This window comes from Micromonospora mangrovicola (genome assembly GCF_047200535.1).
In the GTDB taxonomy this organism is placed as follows: Bacteria; Actinomycetota; Actinomycetes; order Mycobacteriales; family Micromonosporaceae; genus Micromonospora.
In genome coordinates, this window is the sequence record NZ_JBJZOG010000028.1 from 23,328 (window position 1) to 40,879 (window position 17,552).

Genomic DNA, 17,552 nt, shown 5'->3' on the forward strand with positions numbered 1-17,552 from the left:
CGGCCCTCTCCCCGGAGGCGTGCGGTGTCCGATCCGATCGAGGCGTTCTTCGCACAGCTCGCCCGCGCGGCTCCGGAACGGCTGCTGCGCCGTACCGCCGGGCGGATCCGGATCGAGCTGGACGGGGCGGGCGGGGTGGACGTCTGGCACCTGGCCGTCGCCGACGGCCGGGTGGCGGTGAGCCGTACGGAGCGGGAGGCCGACACGGTGATCCGCACCGACCGGGAGTTCTTCGTCCGGATGGCCCGGGGCGAGGCCAAGCCGCTCACCGCGTGGCTGCGCAACGACCTCACCGCGGAGGGACGGTTCCGCTTCGTGGTGCTGCTGGAGCGGCTCTTCGCGCCGCCCCCGGGGGCGCGTCATCCGCGCGCTTTGAACGCGCGGGAAGGGGAGCCCGGATGAAGCCGAGCCTGGCCCGGGTGCTGGACGGCAACATCTTCGTGCTCAGCGAGGACAACGGCGACATCGAGGCGACCGTCGCCAACCCGTGCGGCTTCTTCGACTTCGACACCCGCTTCCTGTCGCGGTGGCGGCTGAGCCTGAACGGAGAGCGGCTGAACCCGCTCTCCATCGCCGAACGGGACCACGTCACTCTGCGCTTCTTCCTGGTTCCCGGCGCGCCGACGCACTACGTGGACGCCAAGTCCTCGGTGATCCGGGAGCGGGCGATCACCGCCGGCGCGTTCGAGGAGCGGCTCACCGTGCTCAACCACGACCACCAGTCGGTGGAGTTCACCGTACGGCTGGACGTGGCCAGCGACTTCGCCCCGATCCTGGCGCTGAGTCAGGAGCGCGTTCCGCCGGGCCGGTTCTACCGGCGGGTCGAGGACCGGGCGCTGCGACTCGGCTACCGGCGCGACCGGTTCCGGCGCGAGACGGTCGTCTGCAGCAGCGAGCCGGCGCAGGTGGACGAGCACGGTCTGACGTACACCGTCCGGGTGGCCCCGAAGGCGGCCTGGACGACGATCGTGCGGGTGCAGGGGTTGGTGCTGCGCCCCGACGGCCGGGACGTGCGGGAGCAACTGGAGCGGCGGCCCCGGCGCGACGCCGCCGACCGGCGGCAGGACCTCGCGACGTGGCTGGACCACTCGCCGACCCTGAGCTGTGACTGGGACGTGCTCACCACCACCTACCGGCGCAGCCTGGTGGACCTGGCGGCGCTGCGCTACTCGCCGCTGACCCTGCCGGACCAGGTGATGCCCGCCGCCGGTCTGCCCTGGTCGGCCACCATCACCGGCCGCGACAGCATCCTCACCAGCTTCGAGGCGCTGCCGTTCGCGCCGCAGCTGGCCGCCGCGACCCTGCGGATGCTCGGCATCGACCAGGGGTCGGTGCTCGACGACTTCCGGGACGAGGAGCCCGGCAAGATCCTGAGCGAGTTCCGCTACAGCGAGCTCATCGCCTTCGAGGAGCGCCCCGAGTCGCCGTACTACGGCAGCGCCGACGCCACCCCGCTCTACGTGATCCTGCTCGACGAGTACGAGCGGTGGACCGGCGACGCGGACCTGGTCCGGGAACTCGAGGACGAGGCCCGCGCGGCGCTGCGCTGGATCGACGAGTACGGCGATCTCCTCGGCGACGGCTACCTGCGGTACCGGCGGCGCAACGAGCGGACCGGGCTGCAGAACCAGGGCTGGAAGGACACGCCGGAGGCGATCTGTTACGCCGACGGTCGGCTGCCCGCGCCGCCGCCGGCGACCTGCGAGTTGCAGGGGTACGCGTACGACGCGAAGTTGCGCGGGGCGCGGCTGGCCCGCGAGTTCTGGGGCGACCCGGCGTACGCCGATCGGCTGGAACGGGAGGCCGCCGCGCTGCGGGAGCGCTTCGACCGCGACTTCTGGATCACCGACCGGGGCTACTACGCGATCGCGCTGGACGGCGACGGCCGGCAGGTCGATGGGCTCGCCTCCAACATAGGCCACCTGCTGTGGAGCGGCATCCTCCCGGAGGCGCGAGCGGCCCGGGTGGCGCAGCAGCTGATGACCCCCCGGCTCTTCTCGGGCTGGGGCGTGCGCACCTTCGCCGAGGGGCAGACCCGGTACAACCCGCTCGGCTACCACCTCGGCGCGGTGTGGCCGTTCGACAACGCACTGATCGCCTGGGGTCTGCGCCGGTACGGGTTCGTCGAGGAGGCCGGCCGGATCGCCGAGGCGATCATCGACGTGGCCGCCTACTTCGAGGGCCGGCTGCCGGAGGCGTTCGCCGGTTACCCGCGCGAACTGACCCACTACCCGGTGCGGTATCCGACCGCGAACAGTCCGCAGGCGATGGCGACGGGGGCGCCGCTCCTGCTGCTGCGGGCCGTGCTCGGCCTGGAGCCGGCCGGGGAGCACCTGCTCATGACGCCCCGGGTGCCGGCCCGCTTCGGCCGGTTGGAGCTGCTGGACGTGCCGGGGAGGTGGGGACGGATCGATGTGATCAGCAGCGGGCTGAGCCACGTCGGCGGCTGACCGTACGGGTGTCGGCCCGACCGTGCGACCCGTCGGTGCGGGCCGGTCGGCCCTGGTGCGGGAAGGTTCGGCAAGGAAGGTTAGACTCACCTAACTTCGCCGTGGCGTCGTGCCCGGCCGAGCGTTTCGGAGAGTCGATGAAGTTCCGCACCGTCACCGTCGTGGCCGCGATCTGCGCCACCGCCGCCCTCGCCGCCTGTGGTGAAGACGCCGCCCCGAAGGGCGGTGGGGTGGCGGTGACCGCCACGGACACCACCTGCGAGGTCGCCACCACGAGCTTCGCCGCCGGCGAGGTCACCTTCGCGGTCACCAACAAGGGCAAGCAGACCACCGAGGTGTACGTCTACGGCCAGCAGGGCGACGACTTCACCAAGGTGGTCGCCGAGGTAGAGAACGTCGCCCCGGGGCTCAGCCGCAACCTGACGGCCACGCTCGTCGGCGGGACCTACGAGGTCGCCTGCAAGCCGGGCCAGAGCGGGGCCGGGATCCGCACCCGGATCACCGTCTCCGGCGGTAGCGCCGGGGCGAGAGCCGAGGCGGAGTCGGCCTACGACCGCGAGATCGAGGTCGAGGTGACCGCGTCCGGTGTCGAGGGCGCCGACGGGCTGACCGCAAGGACGGGCGAGAAGATCGAGTTCAAGTTGGAGAACAAGACCACCGCCGCCCGCTCGCTCGAGGTCGTCGACCCGGCCGGAAAGGTGGCCGCCGAGATCTCCGCCGACCCGAACGGGGAGGCCGAGACGATCGTGCCGCTGGCCAACGCGGGTGCCTGGACACTGAAGATCGAAGGCGCGGGCGTCGCGACGGTGAGCAAGCCGCTCACGGTCGGCTGATCCGCCGCCGGCCGGGCCGTCCCCGTGCGGGGCGGGCCCGGCCGGTGAGCCCGGCCACGCGCGCCACCGGCGGGTTGGCGGGGCACCCGGCGCGGGTCTAGCGTTCCGCGCCGGGGCCGATGCCCCGCCGGCCGAGAACGTCCACCGGGAGGACACCGCCCCATGCGCGCCACCGTCATCTACGGCCCGAACGACATCCGCGTCGAGGAGGTGCCCGACGCCACCGTCCGGACCGCCGGCGACGCCGTCGTCCGGGTCCTGCTCGCCTGCATCTGCGGTAGTGACCTGTGGGCGTACCGGGGAGTGGCGCAGCGGCAGCCGGGGCAGCGGATCGGGCACGAGTTCCTCGGCGTGGTCGAAACGGTCGGCGCCGACGTCGGGTCGGTGCGGGTGGGTGACCTGGTGGTGGCGCCGTTCGTCTGGTCCGACGGCGTCTGCGACTTCTGCCGGGAAGGGCTGCAGACCTCCTGCCCGCACGGCGGATTCTGGGGCTCGCCGGGCTCCGACGGCGGCCAGGGCCAGGCGGTCCGCGTCCCGTACGCCGACGGCACGCTGGTCAAGCTGCCCGCCGAGGCGGCCGGCGACGAGCGGCTGCTCACCGCCATGCTGGCCCTGTCCGACGTGATGTCCACCGGCCACCACGCGGCCCTGGCCGCCCGGGTCCGCTCCGGCGCCACCGTCGCGGTCGTCGGCGACGGCGCGGTGGGCCTCTGCGGAGTGCTCGCAGCCAGGCGGCTCGGCGCCGAGCAGATCATCGCCCTCGGCCGGCACACCGCCCGCACCGACATCGCCCGCTCCTTCGGCGCCACCGACGTGGTCGCCGAGCGGGGCGAGGCGGCCGTCGCCGCGGTCCGGGAGCTGACCAAGGGGCAGGGCGCCCACGCCGTGCTGGAGGCGGTGGGCACCGAGGAGTCGATGCGTACCGCCATCTCCATCGCCCGCGACGGCGGCGCGGTCGGCTACGTCGGCGTGCCGCACGGCGGCAGCGCCGGGGTGGACATCGGCCAGATGTTCGGCCGCAACGTCGCCCTCGGCGGCGGCGTCGCACCGGCCCGGGCGTACATCCCGGAGCTGCTCGCGGACGTCCTCGCCGGCACCATCGACCCGTCGCCGGTCTTCGACCGCTCGGTGACCCTCGACGGGGTGCCGGACGGCTACCGTGCCATGGACGAGCGCACCGCGCTCAAGGTCCGCATCACCTTCTGACCACCGTTCCGGGCCCGGCCACCCGCGCCGGGCCGCTCCGCCTCCTCGGCCCGGCGGCCACGTCCACGACGGCCTCGAACCGGGTGCCCGTCCGCTGCCCGCCGTCCCGCGTCGGATGACCCGTTGATGATCACGGCCGCACCCGCGCGACCGGGTCGCGACGAGGCCCGGGTGGCGTCGTCGTCCGACACCGATCGGGGCCGTGGTTGGATGGCGGGATGCAGTCAACGGTGACCGACGTCCCGGAGCGGGAGCGGTTCGAGGCGCGGGACGAGACCGGGGCGCTGGCCGGTGTCGTCACCTACCAACTGACCGGCAACATCATCGTCTACACCCATACCGAGGTCGACCCCGCGTTCGAGGGCAAGGGCGTCGGATCGACGCTGGCCCGCGCGGTGATGGACGACGCGCGGGCCAAGGGGCGGACCGTCGTGCCCGTCTGCCCGTTCCTCAGCGGCTGGCTGGAGAAGCACCCCGAGTACGCCCCGATCGTGGCCCGGTCGACCCGCAAGCTCAGGTGACCCGGGACGACCCGCCGGGCGGCCCCTCGTCCGACCACCTCGGCGACGTCCCGGACCCGCCCGGCCCGCGGTGTCGTCAGCGGCTGCCGGTGCGGCGCCGACGGGTCCGTTCGTAGTCCTGGAACCGGGCCTTGGCGATGACCGACCGGTCGGCCGTCCGCAGCACCAGTCCCTCGGAACGGCCGGCCGGGCCGTCCAACGCGACCCGGGTCTGCGGCAGCAGGTCGGCCAGGAACGCGTACGTCTTGTGCAGGTCGCGGGGCAGCTCGGTGGCGTCGACCGTGGCCAGCCGGGGCACCGTGGCCAGGCCGTGCCGGGCCGCCCGGTCGACGAGCACGGCCTCGTCGAGCCAGCGCTGACCGCCGCCGTCCCGCCAGGCGGCGATCCGCTGCGCGGGCAGCGCCAGCAGGTCGGCCCACCGGTCGAGTTCGGCGACGTCGAAGAGGCGGTGACCGACCTGGCGGCTGGCCGTGTAGTGCTTCGACGCGGCGGTCACCCTGCCGCCGTACACCTCGAGGTAGAACACGGTGACCCGATCGGCGTCGGCGGCCTCCGCCCGCAGCCGTTCGGCCAGTTCGCGCAGGGCGTCCACGATGCCCAGCGCCGGGTTGCCGATCAGGTCGCCGCGGGCGTACAGCAACTCCTCGCGGCTGCCGATCAGGTACTCGCCGTCCGGGGTGAGGATGATCCGGCTGTTGGTGCCGTCCACCTTCTCGGTGAGGGTGACCGCGCCGGTGAACGGCACGACCTCCTCGCCCAGTCCGCCGTCACGGGAGTCGAGTGCGTGGTAGGTCGGGATCGACGGGTACTTGGTCAGCGAGTTGACCGCCCGCAGGTCGGCGGTGCGGATGTCGAAGCTGGGCATGGCGTTTCCCCCCGGATGGCCGCCGGTGCGGCGGCGCGGCGCAGCGTATCGCCAGGGACGCGGTTACCGCCCTCGATTTCCCCGCGGCCGGGGCCGGTGGACCGGTCGCCGGTGCCGTCTCCCCTGGTGAGCGAGGCGGGTCGTGCCGTACGGTGCTCGCCGTGACCGCGCACGATCATCTCCCGTCCGGCCCCGTCGCCGTGCTCGCCAACCCGACCGCCGGCCGGGGGCGGCACCGAGGGCTGCTGCCCCGGTTGCTGGAGCGGCTGGCCGGCGCCGGGCGGCCGGTGCGCCTGCTGGAGGCGACCACCCCGGCGGAGGCGGAGGCGGCCTGCCACGCGGCGGTCGCCGACGGCGCCGGCGCGTTGGTGGCGGTCGGCGGGGACGGCACGGTCCACCGCGCGTTGCAGGCGGTCGCCGGTACGGCGGTGCCGTTCGGCCCGGTCCCCGCCGGCACCGGCAACGACTTCGCGGTCGACACCGGCTTCCCCGCCGACCCCGTCGCGGCCGTCGAGGTGATCGCGGGCGCGCTGCGCGACGGCCGGACCCGTGCCGTCGACCTGGCCCGGCTGACCACCGCCGACGGGGGCGACCGGTGGTACGGGGCGGTGCTCGCGGCCGGCTTCGACGCGATCGTCAACGAGCGCGCGAACCGGATGGCCTGGCCGCGCGGGCCCCGCCGATACGACCTGGCCATCCTGGTCGAGCTGGCCCGGCTGCGGCCCCGCCGCTACCGGTTGCGCCTCGACGGGGTGGAGCACGAGCTGGACGCGGTGCTGGTGGCGGTCGGCAACGCCCCCAGCTACGGCGGCGGGATGCGGATCTGCCCGGAGGCCGACCCGACCGACGGGCTGCTGGACGTGGTGGTCGGCGGGCGGTTCGACCGGCTCACCCTGATGCGGGTCAAGCCGCGGATCTACCAGGGCACGCACGTGACGCACCCCCTCGTCCGCAGCTACCGGGCCCGCACGGTGGAGCTGGAGGCGACCGGCATCACCACCTACGTCGACGGGGAGCGGGCGTTCGACCTGCCGGTGCGGATCACCGCGGTGCCGGCGGCGGTGCGGCTGCTGCGTTGACCAGCTCGGCCCGGTCGAACCGGACGCCGGTGGGCGGCGGTGCGACGGCGGCCGGCCCGCCGGCCCGCACCGCGCCGATGCTCGCAGCGATCACCAGGCCGATCGCGAGGACCTCCACCGGGTGCAGCGCCTGACCGAGGACCAGCCAGCCGGCCAGGGCGGCGATCGCCGGCCCGAGGCTCATCAGCACCGCGAAGGTCGAGGTGGGCAGCCGGCGCAGCGCCAGCAGCTCCAGGGTGTACGGCAGGACCGAGGCGAGCAGCGCCAGCCCGGTGCCGAGCCCCAGCACCGTCGGCTGCCACAGCCGGCTGCCCGACCCGACCACCCCGATCGGCAGGGTGACCAGCGCGGCCACGGCCAGCGCGAGGGCCAGGCCGTCGGCCCTGGGAAACCGACCGCCCACCCGCGCCGAGCAGACGATGTACGCCGCCCACATCGCCCCGGCGGTCAGCGCCAGCCCGGCACCCACCGGGTCGAGCCGGTCGAAGCCGCCGTGGCCGAGCAGGGCGACCCCGGCCAGCGCGATACCGGCCCAGCACCAGGCAGCGAGCCGCCGGGCGGTCACCACCGAGAGCACCAGCGGTCCGAGCACCTCCAGGGTGACCGCCGGACCGAGCGGGATCCGTTCGATGGCCTGGTAGAAGATCGAGTTCATGCCGGCCAGGGCCAGCCCGAAGGCGACCACGGCGGCCCAGCCACCCCGGCCGTGACCGCGCAGCCGGGGCCGGCAGCCGGCCAGCATCAGCAGCGCGCCGATGGTCAGCCGCAGGGTCACCGCTCCGGCCACTCCGGTGCGCGGGAACAGCAGCGCGGCGACCGCCGAGCCGAACTGCACCGACAGCGCCCCACCGAGCACCAGCCCGACCGCGCCGAGGCGACCCCCGCGGCCGTGCGGACGGGTGGCGGCTCGGTCGGGCGTCATGCCCGTGACGGTAGACCGTCCCTTACCGGAGGTCGCCGCGGGGAGCCGGGCGCGCCGTCACCGCGGCCCGCAGCTGTCGGGGGGACATCCCGTACGCGGTCCGGAAGGCGCGGCTGAAGTGGGCCGGGTCGCGAAAGCCCCAGCGGCTGGCGACGGCGTGCACCGGGCGGTCGGCCAGCAGCGGGTTGAGCAGGTCGCGCCGGCAGCGCTCCAGGCGGCGGCGACGGATCAGCCCGGCGACGCTCTCGTCGTCCTCGGCGAAGAGCCGGTGCAGGGTGCGCAGGGAGATGTGCTGGGCGGCGGCGATGCCGCGCGGGTTGAGGTCGGGGTCGGCGAGGTGCCGTTCGATGAACTCGACCACCCCCAGGCGCGCCGTCCGCTCGCGGGTCTCCACGGTGAGCGCGTGCTCCACGTCGGCGCGCCGGGCCAGCGCCGTGCAGGCGAGGTCGATGGCGAGGGTCCCGAGTCGCTCGGCGTCTTCGGCGGCGTACTGATCCGGATGGCGGACGAGCCGGTCGAGGAACCGGGCCAGCAGGACGCCCGTACCCTGGTCGGCCGGGACGACCGAGGCCAGCAGCCGCCGTACCGCGGTGGCCGGCAGCGGCAGCCGGCCGTGGGGGATCTGCAGGCAGATGGTGGAGGTGGGCTGCTCCCCGTCGGTGCGATGCTCGGCCTCGTAGGGGCGCGAGGTGTCGAAGAACGTGAAGCCGGCCCGGTCGAGGATCGCCTCGTTGCGGGCCTGGCGGATCGCGCTGAACCCGACGATCGGCAGGGCGAGGTGGTAGATCTCCGGGTCGGCCTGCCGGATGTGCCGGGCGTTGCGCCGCAGCCGCAGCGACGGGTACCGGAACGAGGCCAGCAGCAGCTCGCCGAGCGGGATCAGCTGGGCAGTGGCGGCGAACGGCAGACCGGCCTCGCGGTCGATGGTGGTGGGGTTGGTGTCCGCGGTGAAGTCCGCCCACAGGTCGAAGCGGTCCGCCTCCGGCACCTGTGAGGTGTCGAAGAGTTGGCGCGGCAGAATGACGTCCTCCCCCTGGGTCACCGGTCGCCGGCGCTCATCCTATGCGGGTGGTCCCGTTCAGGCGGGCCGGGCGAGGTCCAGCACCGCGCCCAGTCCGTTGGTGCGCCCGGCGTCGGCACTGGGCAGCACCAGCACGCCGCACCCGGCGTGCACCGCGCCCGCGTCGGCGGGGGTGTCGCCGACCATCAGCGTGTGCTCCGGGTCGACGCCGAGCATTCCGCAGGCCCGCAGGAAGATTCCCGGGTCCGGCTTGCAGCGGCCCACCTCGTACGACAGCGCGTACGCGTCGACCAGCCCGTCGAGGCCCCACGCCGCGAACAGCGGCCGGATGTCGAAGCCGATGTTGCTGACCACGGCCACCTTCACCCCGGCCTGGCGCAGCTGCTTGAGCACCGCCCCGGTGTCCGGGTACGGCACCCAGCCCTCGGGCATCAGCACCCGCTCGTAGAGCGCGTCGGCGAACCCGTCGATGCCGGCGTCGACCGTCTCGGCCAACCCGGTGTACGCGCCCCGGTGGGCGTGCTCGTAGAGGTCCCGGTCGGCCCAGAGCTCGGCCAGCCGGGGCGGCACCCGGGCCGGCAGCGGCCCGCCCGCCCGGCCGGCGGTGAGCAGTCGGTCCGCGAGGGCGGTGGCCCGGACCCGGTCCAACGCCACCCCGCACGCCGCCGCGGCGGCGAGTACCCATTCGCGGGGCTCCTCCACCTGGGCGAGGGTGCCGTGGAAGTCGAAGAGCACCCCCTCCACGGGCCGACGGGACGGGCTCGGGCGGACGGCGTCGTCGGCGCCGCTCGAGGCGTGGGGTGGTTCGGCATGGTCCGGCACGTCGTGCACCCTACCGACCCGCTCCGAACGTCCTGCCGGACGGCCTTGGCCGGTGGTCGTCGGTCGCACCGATTAATCTTGGAGACATGTCGAGCCCCGCCGAGCGGTACGCCGCGGCGCGCCGCCGGGCCGCGCAGGCCTCCGCCTTCCCGGCCCTGGACGAATTCGCCCGAGACCTGGGGTTCGACCTCGACGACTTCCAGCGGGAGGCGTGCGAGTCCCTGGAGCGGGGCAGTGGCGTCCTGGTCTGCGCCCCCACCGGCGCCGGCAAGACCGTCGTCGGCGAGTTCGCCGTACATCTCGCCCTGCGTGGCCGGCCCGGGAAGCCGGCGGCCGCCGAGGGCGACGAGGGGCCGGCCACCCGGCGCAAGTGCTTCTACACCACGCCGATCAAGGCGTTGTCCAACCAGAAGTACCACGACCTGGTGGACCGCTACGGCGCCGAGCAGGTCGGGCTGCTCACCGGCGACAACGCGATCAACGGCGACGCGCCCGTGGTGGTGATGACCACCGAGGTGCTGCGCAACATGCTCTACGCCGGCTCGGCCACCCTCGAGGGCCTGGCCTACGTGGTGATGGACGAGGTGCACTACCTCGCCGACCGGTTCCGCGGCGGGGTCTGGGAGGAGGTGATCATCCACCTGCCCGCCTCGGTCACCCTGGTCTCCCTGTCGGCCACCGTCTCCAACGCCGAGGAGTTCGCCGACTGGCTGGTCACCGTGCGGGGCGAGACCGCCGTGGTGGTCAGCGAGCACCGGCCGGTGCCGCTCTGGCAGCACATGCTGGTCGGCAAGCGGATGTTCGACCTGTTCCACGACGCCGACGCGGCGCGCAAGCACGACGTGCACCCGGAGCTGCTGCGCTACACCCGTGACACGATGCGCCGGCTGGAGCTGGGGGAGGGGCGCAGCGCCGGTCCCGGCGGCGGGCGGCGGGGCCCCCGCTGGCGGGGGCCGATGCGCCCCGACATCGTCGACCGGCTCGACCGGGAGGGCCTGCTCCCGGCGATCCTGTTCATCTTCAGCCGGGCCGGCTGCGACGCCGCCGTGCAGCAGTGCCTCGCCGCCGGGCTGCGGCTGACCTCCCCGGAGGAGCGTGCCGAGATCCGGCGGGTGGTCGAGTCGCGGGTCACCGCCATCCCCGGCGAGGACCTCTCCGTGCTCGGCTACTGGGAGTGGCTGGACGGCCTGGAGCGGGGCCTGGCGGCCCACCACGCCGGCATGCTGCCGGCGTTCAAGGAGGTCGTCGAGGAGCTGTTCGTCCGCGGCCTGGTCAAGGCGGTCTTCGCCACCGAGACCCTGGCGCTGGGCATCAACATGCCGGCCCGCTGTGTGGTGCTGGAGCGGCTGGTCAAGTTCAACGGGGAGGCGCACGTCGACCTCACCCCGGGGGAGTACACGCAGCTCACCGGGCGGGCCGGCCGGCGCGGCATCGACGTCGAGGGGCACGCGGTGGTGGTCTGGGCGCCGGAGACCGACCCCCGGCACGTGGCGGGTCTCGCCTCCACCCGCACCTACCCGCTGCGGTCCAGCTTCCGGCCGTCGTACAACATGGCGGTCAACCTGGTCGGCACGGTCGGCGCGGAGCCGGCCCGGGCCCTGCTGGAGTCCTCGTTCGCGCAGTTCCAGGCGGACCGGTCGGTGGTCGGCCTGGCCCGGCAGGTGCAGCGCAACACGGAGACCATGGAGGCGTACGGCGCCGAGGCCGCCTGCCACCACGGCGACTTCGACGAGTACTTCGCGCTGCGGGTGGCCATCGCCGACCGGGAGCGCGCCATCGCCCGGCAGGGGCAGACGCAGCGCAAGGCGGCCGCGGTCGCCTCGCTGGAGCGGCTGCGGGTCGGCGACGTGATCCGGGTGCCCTCCGGCCGCCGGGCCGGCCTGGCGGTGGTCCTCGACCCGGCCACCGGCGGCTTCGGTGAGCCCCGGCCGCTGGTGCTCACCCAGGACCGCTGGGCCGGCCGGGTCAGCCCCGGCGACTTCACCACCCCGGCCGAGGTGCTCACCCGGATCCGGGTGCCGAAGCACTTCAACCACCGGTCCCCGGCGGCCCGGCGCGACCTCGCCGCCGCGGTCAGCGGCACCGGGCTGGACCGGCACGGCGGCCGGCGCGGCGGGCGCTCCCGGCAGGCCGCGGGTGAGGACCACCGACTCACCCAGCTCCGTGCCGAGCTGCGCCGGCACCCCTGCCACGCCTGCCCGGACCGGGAGGAGCACGCCCGCTGGGCGGAGCGGCGCCGCCGCCTCGAGCGAGACACCGAGGAGCTGCGCCAGCGGGTCGCCGGCCGGACCGGCTCCCTGGCCCGGACGTTCGACCGGATCGTGGCGTTGCTGACCGCGCGCGGCTACCTCACCGCCGACGGCGAGGTCACCGACGCCGGGCGGATGCTCGGCCGGATCTGGACCGAGGCGGACCTGCTGGTTGCCGAGTGCCTGCGCCGCGGGGTGTGGGACGGGCTCTCCCCGGCGGAGCTCGCCGCCGCGGTCTCCGTGGTGGTGTTCGAGGCACGCCGGGACGTCGACGAGCGGGCCTCCCTGCCGCGCGGTGCGGTCGCCGACGCGGTCGACGAGACGCTCAAGCTGTGGAGCGACATCGAGGCCGACGAGGCCGCGCGCGGCCTCGCCGTCACCCGCGAGCCGGACTTCGGCTTCGCCTGGCCGATCTACCGGTGGGCCCGGGGCGAGGCCCTCGCGAAGGTGCTCGCCAGCGGGCACCAGATCGACGGTGAGATGCCAGCCGGCGACTTCGTCCGGTGGGCCCGCCAGGTGGTCGACCTGCTCGGCCAGCTCGCCGACTCCGGCGGCGCCTCGGCCGAGCTGCGCTCCACCGCCCGGCAGGCGATCGGCGCAGTCAACCGGGGTGTGCTGGCCTACCACGCCGCCGCGTGACGACCCGGCCGCCACAGCTTCGGTGAGCCCGCGGCTCGGCGAGGTGGCGGTGTCCCGACCGCCTGGACCTCGCCGGCTCGCCGAGCCGGCGGCACCGCCCGCCGCGCCGGGCGGTCAGGCGGTGCCCGCGAGCGCGTCGACCAGCCGCCGGCAGGAGCCGGCGAGGTTCCACCGTTGGGCCAGCTCCAGCAGCCGCTCCGGGTCCGCGGGGGCGGTCGGCAGCGCGGTGGCCAACTCCGGCAGCGGTACGTCGGTGGCGACCCGCACCACCTTCGGGGCGACGGCCAGGTAGTCCCGGGCCGCCTCCAGTCTGGTGCGCAGCCCCGGGGCGAATCCGGGGTTCCGGTCGTCGAGCGCGGCGAGGATGCCGGCCAGCCCGTCGTAGCGCTCGATCAGCCGGGCGGCCGTCTTCTCGCCCACTCCGGGCACGCCGGGCAGCCCGTCGGACGGGTCGCCGCGCAGCGCGGCGAAGTCGGCGTACCGGTCGGCGGGGACGCCGTAGCGCGCCCGGACCGCCGCGTCGTCGCAGTCGTCCAGCTTCGCCACGCCCCGCCCGACGTAGAGCAGCCGGACCTGGCGGGCGTCGTCGACCAGCTGGAACAGGTCCCGGTCGCCGGAGACCACCTCGACCGGACCGGGCTGCGTCACCGAGAGGGTGCCGAGCACGTCGTCGGCCTCGTACCCGGTCGCGCCGACCGCCGTGATGCCGAGCGCCTCGAGCACCTCCAGGATCATCGGCACCTGCGGGGAGAGGGTGTCCGGCACCACCTCGCCGCCCTCCGGGGCCACCCGGTGCGCCTTGTACGTGGGCAGCAGCTCCACCCGCCACGCCGGCCGCCAGTCGTGGTCGAGCGCGCAGACCATCCGGTCCGGCCGGCGGGTGCGGACAAGCTGGGCGAGCATGTCGAGGAAACCGCGGACGGCGTTGACCGGTTGGCCGTCGTCCGTCTTCGCCGCCGACTCGGGGATGCCGAAGTAGGCGCGGAAGTAGAGGCTGGGGGAGTCGATCAGCAGGATCGGTCGCGGTGCCACGTCCGTCAGCCTGACACAGCGGTACGACGTGGTGGGGGACCGGTGCCCGTGACCCGTCCGGCGTCAGCCGCGGTCGTGGCGGTACAGCGTCTGCCGGCGGGCCATCCGCTGTAGCGCGTAGCTCGCCACGAGGAGGACCAACGCCAGCACCACCTCGACCCAGGCCAGCGTCCCGTTGGCGATGGTCAGGCCGATCAGGAGCAGGGCCAGCCCGACCACGGCCAGGACGCCGGCCCACAACAGTCGGCGGGTCCGTACGGCCTCCCGGCCCCAGCTTTCCCTCACCGCCCCGCCCTCCCCGCCGCTCTGCCCCAGGTTATCGCCGGGCAGCGGCCGATGGACCGATAACGGCGGAAGGTCCCGGCGTGCGCCCGGCAGACTGATCCTGTGACGTTCGTACCCGGGCTGACCCTGGCCCGCCGCTTCCACGACGAGGTGGTCGCCCCGCTGCTGCTCCGGCGCCTGCCCGGCCTCCGGTACGCCGCCGGCCTGCTCGACGGCGGCTCGGAACTGCTCGGCCTCGACACCCCGCGCTCCACCGACCACGACTGGGGGCCGCGCACCCAGCTCTTCGTCGCCGACCCCGGCGACGTCGCGCGGGTCCGGGAGGTCCTCGACGCCGGGTTGCCGGCCGAGTTCCTCGGCTGGCCGACCCGGTTCGTGGGCGGGCCGGAGGTCCGGCTCGGGGTGGCGCGTGCGGACGGCGAGCGGCACGGGGTGACCGTCGACGAGTTGGGCGGATGGCTGGGCGGGCGGCTGGGCTTCGACCCGCGCGCCGGGGTCACGGTGGCGGACTGGCTCTCCGTGCCGACCCAACGGCTGGCCGAACTGACCGGGGGAGCGGTCTTCCACGACGGTCTCGACGGCGCGCTCACCGCCGTCCGTGCCGGGCTGGCGTGGTATCCGGACGACGTGTGGCGGCACGTGCTGGCGACCGGCTGGCAGCGCGTCGGGCAGGCCGAGCACCTGGTCGGCCGGTGCGCCGAGGTCGGCGACGAGCTGGGCAGCCGGGTGGTGGCCGCCGGGCTGGCCCGGGACCTGATGCGTCTCGGCCTGTTGCTGCACCGCCGCTGGCCGCCGTACGCGAAGTGGCTCGGCAGCGTCTTCGCCGCGCTGCCGGCGGCGGCGCCGGTGGTCGACGCGCTGGGCACCGCGGTCGGGCCGGGCGACTGGCCGACCCGGCAGGTCGGGCTGGTCCGGGCGCTGGAGGCGGTCGCGACCTGGAGCAACGACAGCGGCCTGGCCGCACGGGTCGATCCCGGGGCGCGGCGGTTCCACGACCGGCCGTTCCTGGTGCTGCGCGCGGAACGGTTCGTCGCCGCGCTGCGCGCCGAGATCACCGACCCGGGGCTGCGCGAGCGGCCGCCGGTCGGCGCGGTCGACCAGTACCTCGACAACGTCGACGTGCTGTCCCACACCGACCGGGTCCGCGCGGTCGCGGCGGCGGTCCTGCCGGGCTGACCGCGGGTCACGCTGGGAGGCCCTCTCGTGACTCACCAAATGGTTGGCCACGCCGGGACGGGCGTGCTGGAACCCTGCTCCGGACCGGCGGCGCACCGCGTCCTGGCCGGCGCGGGTGAGCTACCCGCTCACCGAGCGGGGGTACGCGCTGCTGCCGGTGTTGCGCGCGATGTGGGACTGGGGCACGGACGGCCGACCGGGCGGGTGACCCGTCAGCCGACCGACGCCATCGCGGGTCGCTCGTCGGGGTCCTCGACGCGCAGGTCGGCCAGGTCACGCAGCCCGCGTACCGGGGACAGGACCAGGGCCAGCGGGGCCAGCACCGTCGCCGCGGCGAAGGCGAACAGGGCGACCCGGGCGCCGGCCAGCCCGGCGAGGGCGCCGGCGACCAGCCCGCCCACCGGGATCGCTCCCCAGGAGACGAACCGGACCGTGGCCATCACCCGGGACAGCAGGTCGGGCGGGCTGGCGGTCTGCCGGTACGTGCGGGTGGTCACGCTCAGCACCACGACGCCACCGGCGAAGAGCACGTTGCCGGCCGCGAAGGCGACGTACGCGGGCCAGCCGGCGCCCGTCGGCACCAGGAACGCGCCGCCGACCGCCACCAGGCAGGCGACCACCAGGGACCGGGCGGTGCCCCACCGTCCGGTGATCCACGGCGTCAGGGTCGCCCCGACCAGCGATCCGACGCCCTCGACGGCGAGCAGCGCACCGACCAGGGCGGCCGGGGCGTGCAGTTCCCGGACCAGGTAGAGCGGGTAGACCGCGAGCTGTGCTCCGCAGACGAAGTTGACCGCCGTGGCCGTCCACATGGTCGGACCCATGACCGGGTGGCGGGTGACGTACCGCCAGCCCTCACCGATCATGGCGCGGACCGGGGGCCAGCGGTCCGGCGCGTCCGTCCGGCGCGCGGGCAGCGACCACAGCAGTGCGGCGGAGACCAGGTAGCTGGCCGCGTCCACCAGCACGGCCGGGACCGCGCCGAGCGCCTGCACCGCGAGGCCGCCCAGGGACGGGCCGGTGAGCTGGGTGCCGGCGTGGGTGGCCGAGGTGAGGCTGTTGCGGGCGTGCAGCTGTTCCCGGGTCACGATGGCCGGCAGAAAGGTGGCGTTGGCGACGTCGAAGAGCACGTTGGCGAAGCTCACCACCAGCGCCACCACGACCAGTTGCGTGACGGTCAGCCAGCCCCACCCCCAGGCGAGCGGGATCGACGCCACGGCGGCCGCCCGGGCCAGGTCGGCGCCGACCTGGGCGCCGCGCAGCGGCAGCCGTTGCACGATCACGCCGGCCGGCAGCCCGATCACCAGCCAGGCCACGTAGCTCGCCGCCGCGATCAATCCCATCTCGAACGCGGAGGCGTCGAGCACGGTCAGGGCGGTCAGCGGCAGCGCCACCGCGCCGACCGCCGACCCCACCTGGCTGGTCGAGCCGGCGGCCCACCAGCGCCAGAACACCCCGGCTCCCTGTCCGACGGACATGCCGTCACCCCCCGATCCGAGCCAGTTAGTTCCAAACTGAAACGGACTATAGTCGAGACGACACGACGAGCGGGAGGTGGGATGTGCGGCGGGCGGACCTCGGCGACGCCGACTGCGGCATCGCGCAGGCGCTGGGCGTGCTCGCTGACTGGTGGACCTTCCTGATCGTCCGTGAGGTCGCCGGCGGCACCACCCGCTTCGACGCCCTGCAGCGGGAGCTGGGCGTCAGCCGGCGGGCGCTCACCGAACGGCTCGGCGGTCTGGTCGAGCACGGGGTCCTGGTCCGCCGCCCCTACTCGACGCGTCCCCCACGACACGACTACCTGCTGACCGCCAAGGGGGAGGGGCTGCTTCCGGTGCTGGTCGCGCTTCAGGACTGGGGGACCCGGCACGTGATGGGCGACGGGGCGCTCACCGCCACCGCAGCCGCCGACTCGGCCGAGGCGCGCCGGGTGCACCGCCTGGTCGGCCGGCGCGTACCGGAGCTGACCCTGGCCCGGCACGACGGCGGGACGGAGTCACCGGTCGTGCCCGGCCGCTGGACCGTGCTCTACCTGTTCCCGGGCGCGTTCGCCCCGGGTGCGCAGGGCGTGCCGCCCGGCTGGGGCGAGATCCCCGGCGCCGTCGGGTGCACCCTCGAGTCCCGGACGTACGCCGACCGGCACGAGCACTTTCGCGCCGCCGGTGCCGAGGTGCGCGGGGTGAGCACCCAGCGGCCGGACCAGTTGCGTGCCTTCGCCGCGCACGCCCGGCTGCCGTACCCGCTGCTGTCCGACCAGGACGGTCGGCTCGCCGCCGGCCTGCTGCTGCCCACCTTCCGGGCCGGCGGGGTGGACCGGCTCAAGCGGTTGACGATGCTGGTCGACCCGGAGGCCGTGGTGCGGATGGTGCAGTTCCCGGTGACCGACCCGGGCGGCTCGGTCGACGAGATGCTCGACGAGGTGCGCCGCCGGACGGCGGACTCGACCACCTGA

17 protein-coding genes are annotated in these 17,552 nt (G+C 74.8%); 10 read left to right on the forward strand and 7 right to left on the reverse strand.

The window, feature by feature from the left end; genetic code table 11:
- Nucleotides 1–24 precede the first annotated feature (24 nt).
- The 5 genes from ACL02O_RS13990 (at nt 25) to ACL02O_RS14010 (ending at nt 5,010) form a co-directional block, all read left to right on the forward strand.
- The gene (locus ACL02O_RS13990) at nt 25–402 is read left to right on the forward strand and encodes an SCP2 sterol-binding domain-containing protein (protein WP_412818480.1); all 378 of its coding nucleotides are present in this window, start codon (nt 25–27) and stop codon (nt 400–402) included.
- Nucleotides 399–2,450 (forward strand): amylo-alpha-1,6-glucosidase, encoded by a 2,052-nt coding sequence (locus tag ACL02O_RS13995; protein ID WP_412818481.1) that lies wholly within the window; start codon nt 399–401, stop codon nt 2,448–2,450. Before ACL02O_RS13990 ends, ACL02O_RS13995 begins: the two co-directional genes overlap by 4 nt.
- 137 nt (nt 2,451–2,587) lie before the next feature.
- Nucleotides 2,588–3,283 carry a cupredoxin domain-containing protein gene (locus ACL02O_RS14000; RefSeq protein WP_412818482.1) on the forward strand — a complete coding sequence of 232 codons (696 nt, stop codon included), beginning with the start codon at nt 2,588–2,590 and terminating at the stop codon, nt 3,281–3,283.
- A gap of 162 nt (nt 3,284–3,445) precedes the next feature.
- Nucleotides 3,446–4,489 carry a zinc-dependent alcohol dehydrogenase family protein gene (locus ACL02O_RS14005; RefSeq protein ID WP_412818483.1) on the forward strand — a complete coding sequence of 348 codons (1,044 nt, stop codon included), beginning with the start codon at nt 3,446–3,448 and terminating at the stop codon, nt 4,487–4,489.
- 230 nt (nt 4,490–4,719) lie between these two features.
- Nucleotides 4,720–5,010, forward strand: coding sequence for a GNAT family N-acetyltransferase (locus ACL02O_RS14010; RefSeq protein WP_412818484.1), 291 nt, complete (start codon nt 4,720–4,722; stop codon nt 5,008–5,010).
- A gap of 76 nt (nt 5,011–5,086) precedes the next feature.
- Here the strand turns inward: ACL02O_RS14010 and ACL02O_RS14015 are convergent, their stop codons facing one another.
- Nucleotides 5,087–5,875, reverse strand: coding sequence for an RNA ligase family protein (locus ACL02O_RS14015; RefSeq protein ID WP_412818485.1), 789 nt, complete (start codon nt 5,873–5,875; stop codon nt 5,087–5,089).
- Nucleotides 5,876–6,027: 152 nt separating this feature from the next.
- Between ACL02O_RS14015 and ACL02O_RS14020 the strand changes: the two genes are divergently transcribed.
- A complete protein-coding gene (locus ACL02O_RS14020) occupies nt 6,028–6,954 on the forward strand; it encodes a diacylglycerol kinase (RefSeq protein WP_412818486.1) in 927 nt (308 codons plus the stop codon).
- Here ACL02O_RS14020 and ACL02O_RS14025 read toward each other — a convergent pair.
- From ACL02O_RS14025 to ACL02O_RS14035, 3 genes are read right to left on the reverse strand one after another with little or no spacing between them, the layout of a single operon-like run.
- On the reverse strand, nt 6,917–7,876 hold the full coding sequence (locus ACL02O_RS14025) for an EamA family transporter (protein ID WP_412818487.1): 960 nt from the start codon (nt 7,874–7,876) through the stop codon (nt 6,917–6,919). The genes ACL02O_RS14020 and ACL02O_RS14025 overlap by 38 nt on opposite strands.
- Nucleotides 7,877–7,898: 22 nt before the next feature.
- Nucleotides 7,899–8,918, reverse strand: a complete 1,020-nt coding sequence (locus tag ACL02O_RS14030) for a helix-turn-helix domain-containing protein (protein ID WP_412818488.1) — start codon at nt 8,916–8,918, stop codon at nt 7,899–7,901.
- Nucleotides 8,919–8,954: 36 nt separating this feature from the next.
- Nucleotides 8,955–9,719, reverse strand: a complete 765-nt coding sequence (locus tag ACL02O_RS14035) for an HAD family hydrolase (RefSeq protein ID WP_412818489.1) — start codon at nt 9,717–9,719, stop codon at nt 8,955–8,957.
- 86 nt (nt 9,720–9,805) lie between these two features.
- Between ACL02O_RS14035 and ACL02O_RS14040 the strand changes: the two genes are divergently transcribed.
- On the forward strand, nt 9,806–12,607 hold the full coding sequence (locus tag ACL02O_RS14040) for a DEAD/DEAH box helicase (RefSeq protein WP_412818490.1): 2,802 nt from the start codon (nt 9,806–9,808) through the stop codon (nt 12,605–12,607).
- Nucleotides 12,608–12,721: 114 nt separating this feature from the next.
- Here ACL02O_RS14040 and ACL02O_RS14045 read toward each other — a convergent pair whose 3' ends face one another.
- Nucleotides 12,722–13,639, reverse strand: coding sequence for a 5'-3' exonuclease (locus ACL02O_RS14045; protein WP_412818491.1), 918 nt, complete (start codon nt 13,637–13,639; stop codon nt 12,722–12,724).
- Nucleotides 13,640–13,702: 63 nt separating this feature from the next.
- A complete protein-coding gene (locus ACL02O_RS14050; protein WP_412818492.1) occupies nt 13,703–13,924 on the reverse strand; it encodes a hypothetical protein in 222 nt (73 codons plus the stop codon).
- Nucleotides 13,925–14,026: 102 nt separating this feature from the next.
- Here ACL02O_RS14050 and ACL02O_RS14055 point away from each other — a divergent pair, with 102 nt between their 5' ends.
- Nucleotides 14,027–15,100, forward strand: coding sequence for a DUF4037 domain-containing protein (locus tag ACL02O_RS14055; RefSeq protein ID WP_412818493.1), 1,074 nt, complete (start codon nt 14,027–14,029; stop codon nt 15,098–15,100).
- Nucleotides 15,101–15,143: 43 nt separating this feature from the next.
- Entirely contained in the window at nt 15,144–15,308 is a 165-nt protein-coding gene (locus tag ACL02O_RS14060; protein WP_412818494.1) for a winged helix-turn-helix transcriptional regulator, read from the forward strand.
- A gap of 4 nt (nt 15,309–15,312) precedes the next feature.
- Here the strand turns inward: ACL02O_RS14060 and ACL02O_RS14065 are convergent, their stop codons facing one another.
- Complete coding sequence (locus ACL02O_RS14065; protein WP_412818495.1) at nt 15,313–16,578, reverse strand: MFS transporter; 1,266 nt, start codon at nt 16,576–16,578, stop codon at nt 15,313–15,315.
- 83 nt (nt 16,579–16,661) lie between these two features.
- On the opposite strand from ACL02O_RS14065, the gene ACL02O_RS14070 reads away from it, so the two are divergent.
- The gene (locus tag ACL02O_RS14070) at nt 16,662–17,552 is read left to right on the forward strand and encodes a winged helix-turn-helix transcriptional regulator (protein WP_412818496.1); all 891 of its coding nucleotides are present in this window, start codon (nt 16,662–16,664) and stop codon (nt 17,550–17,552) included.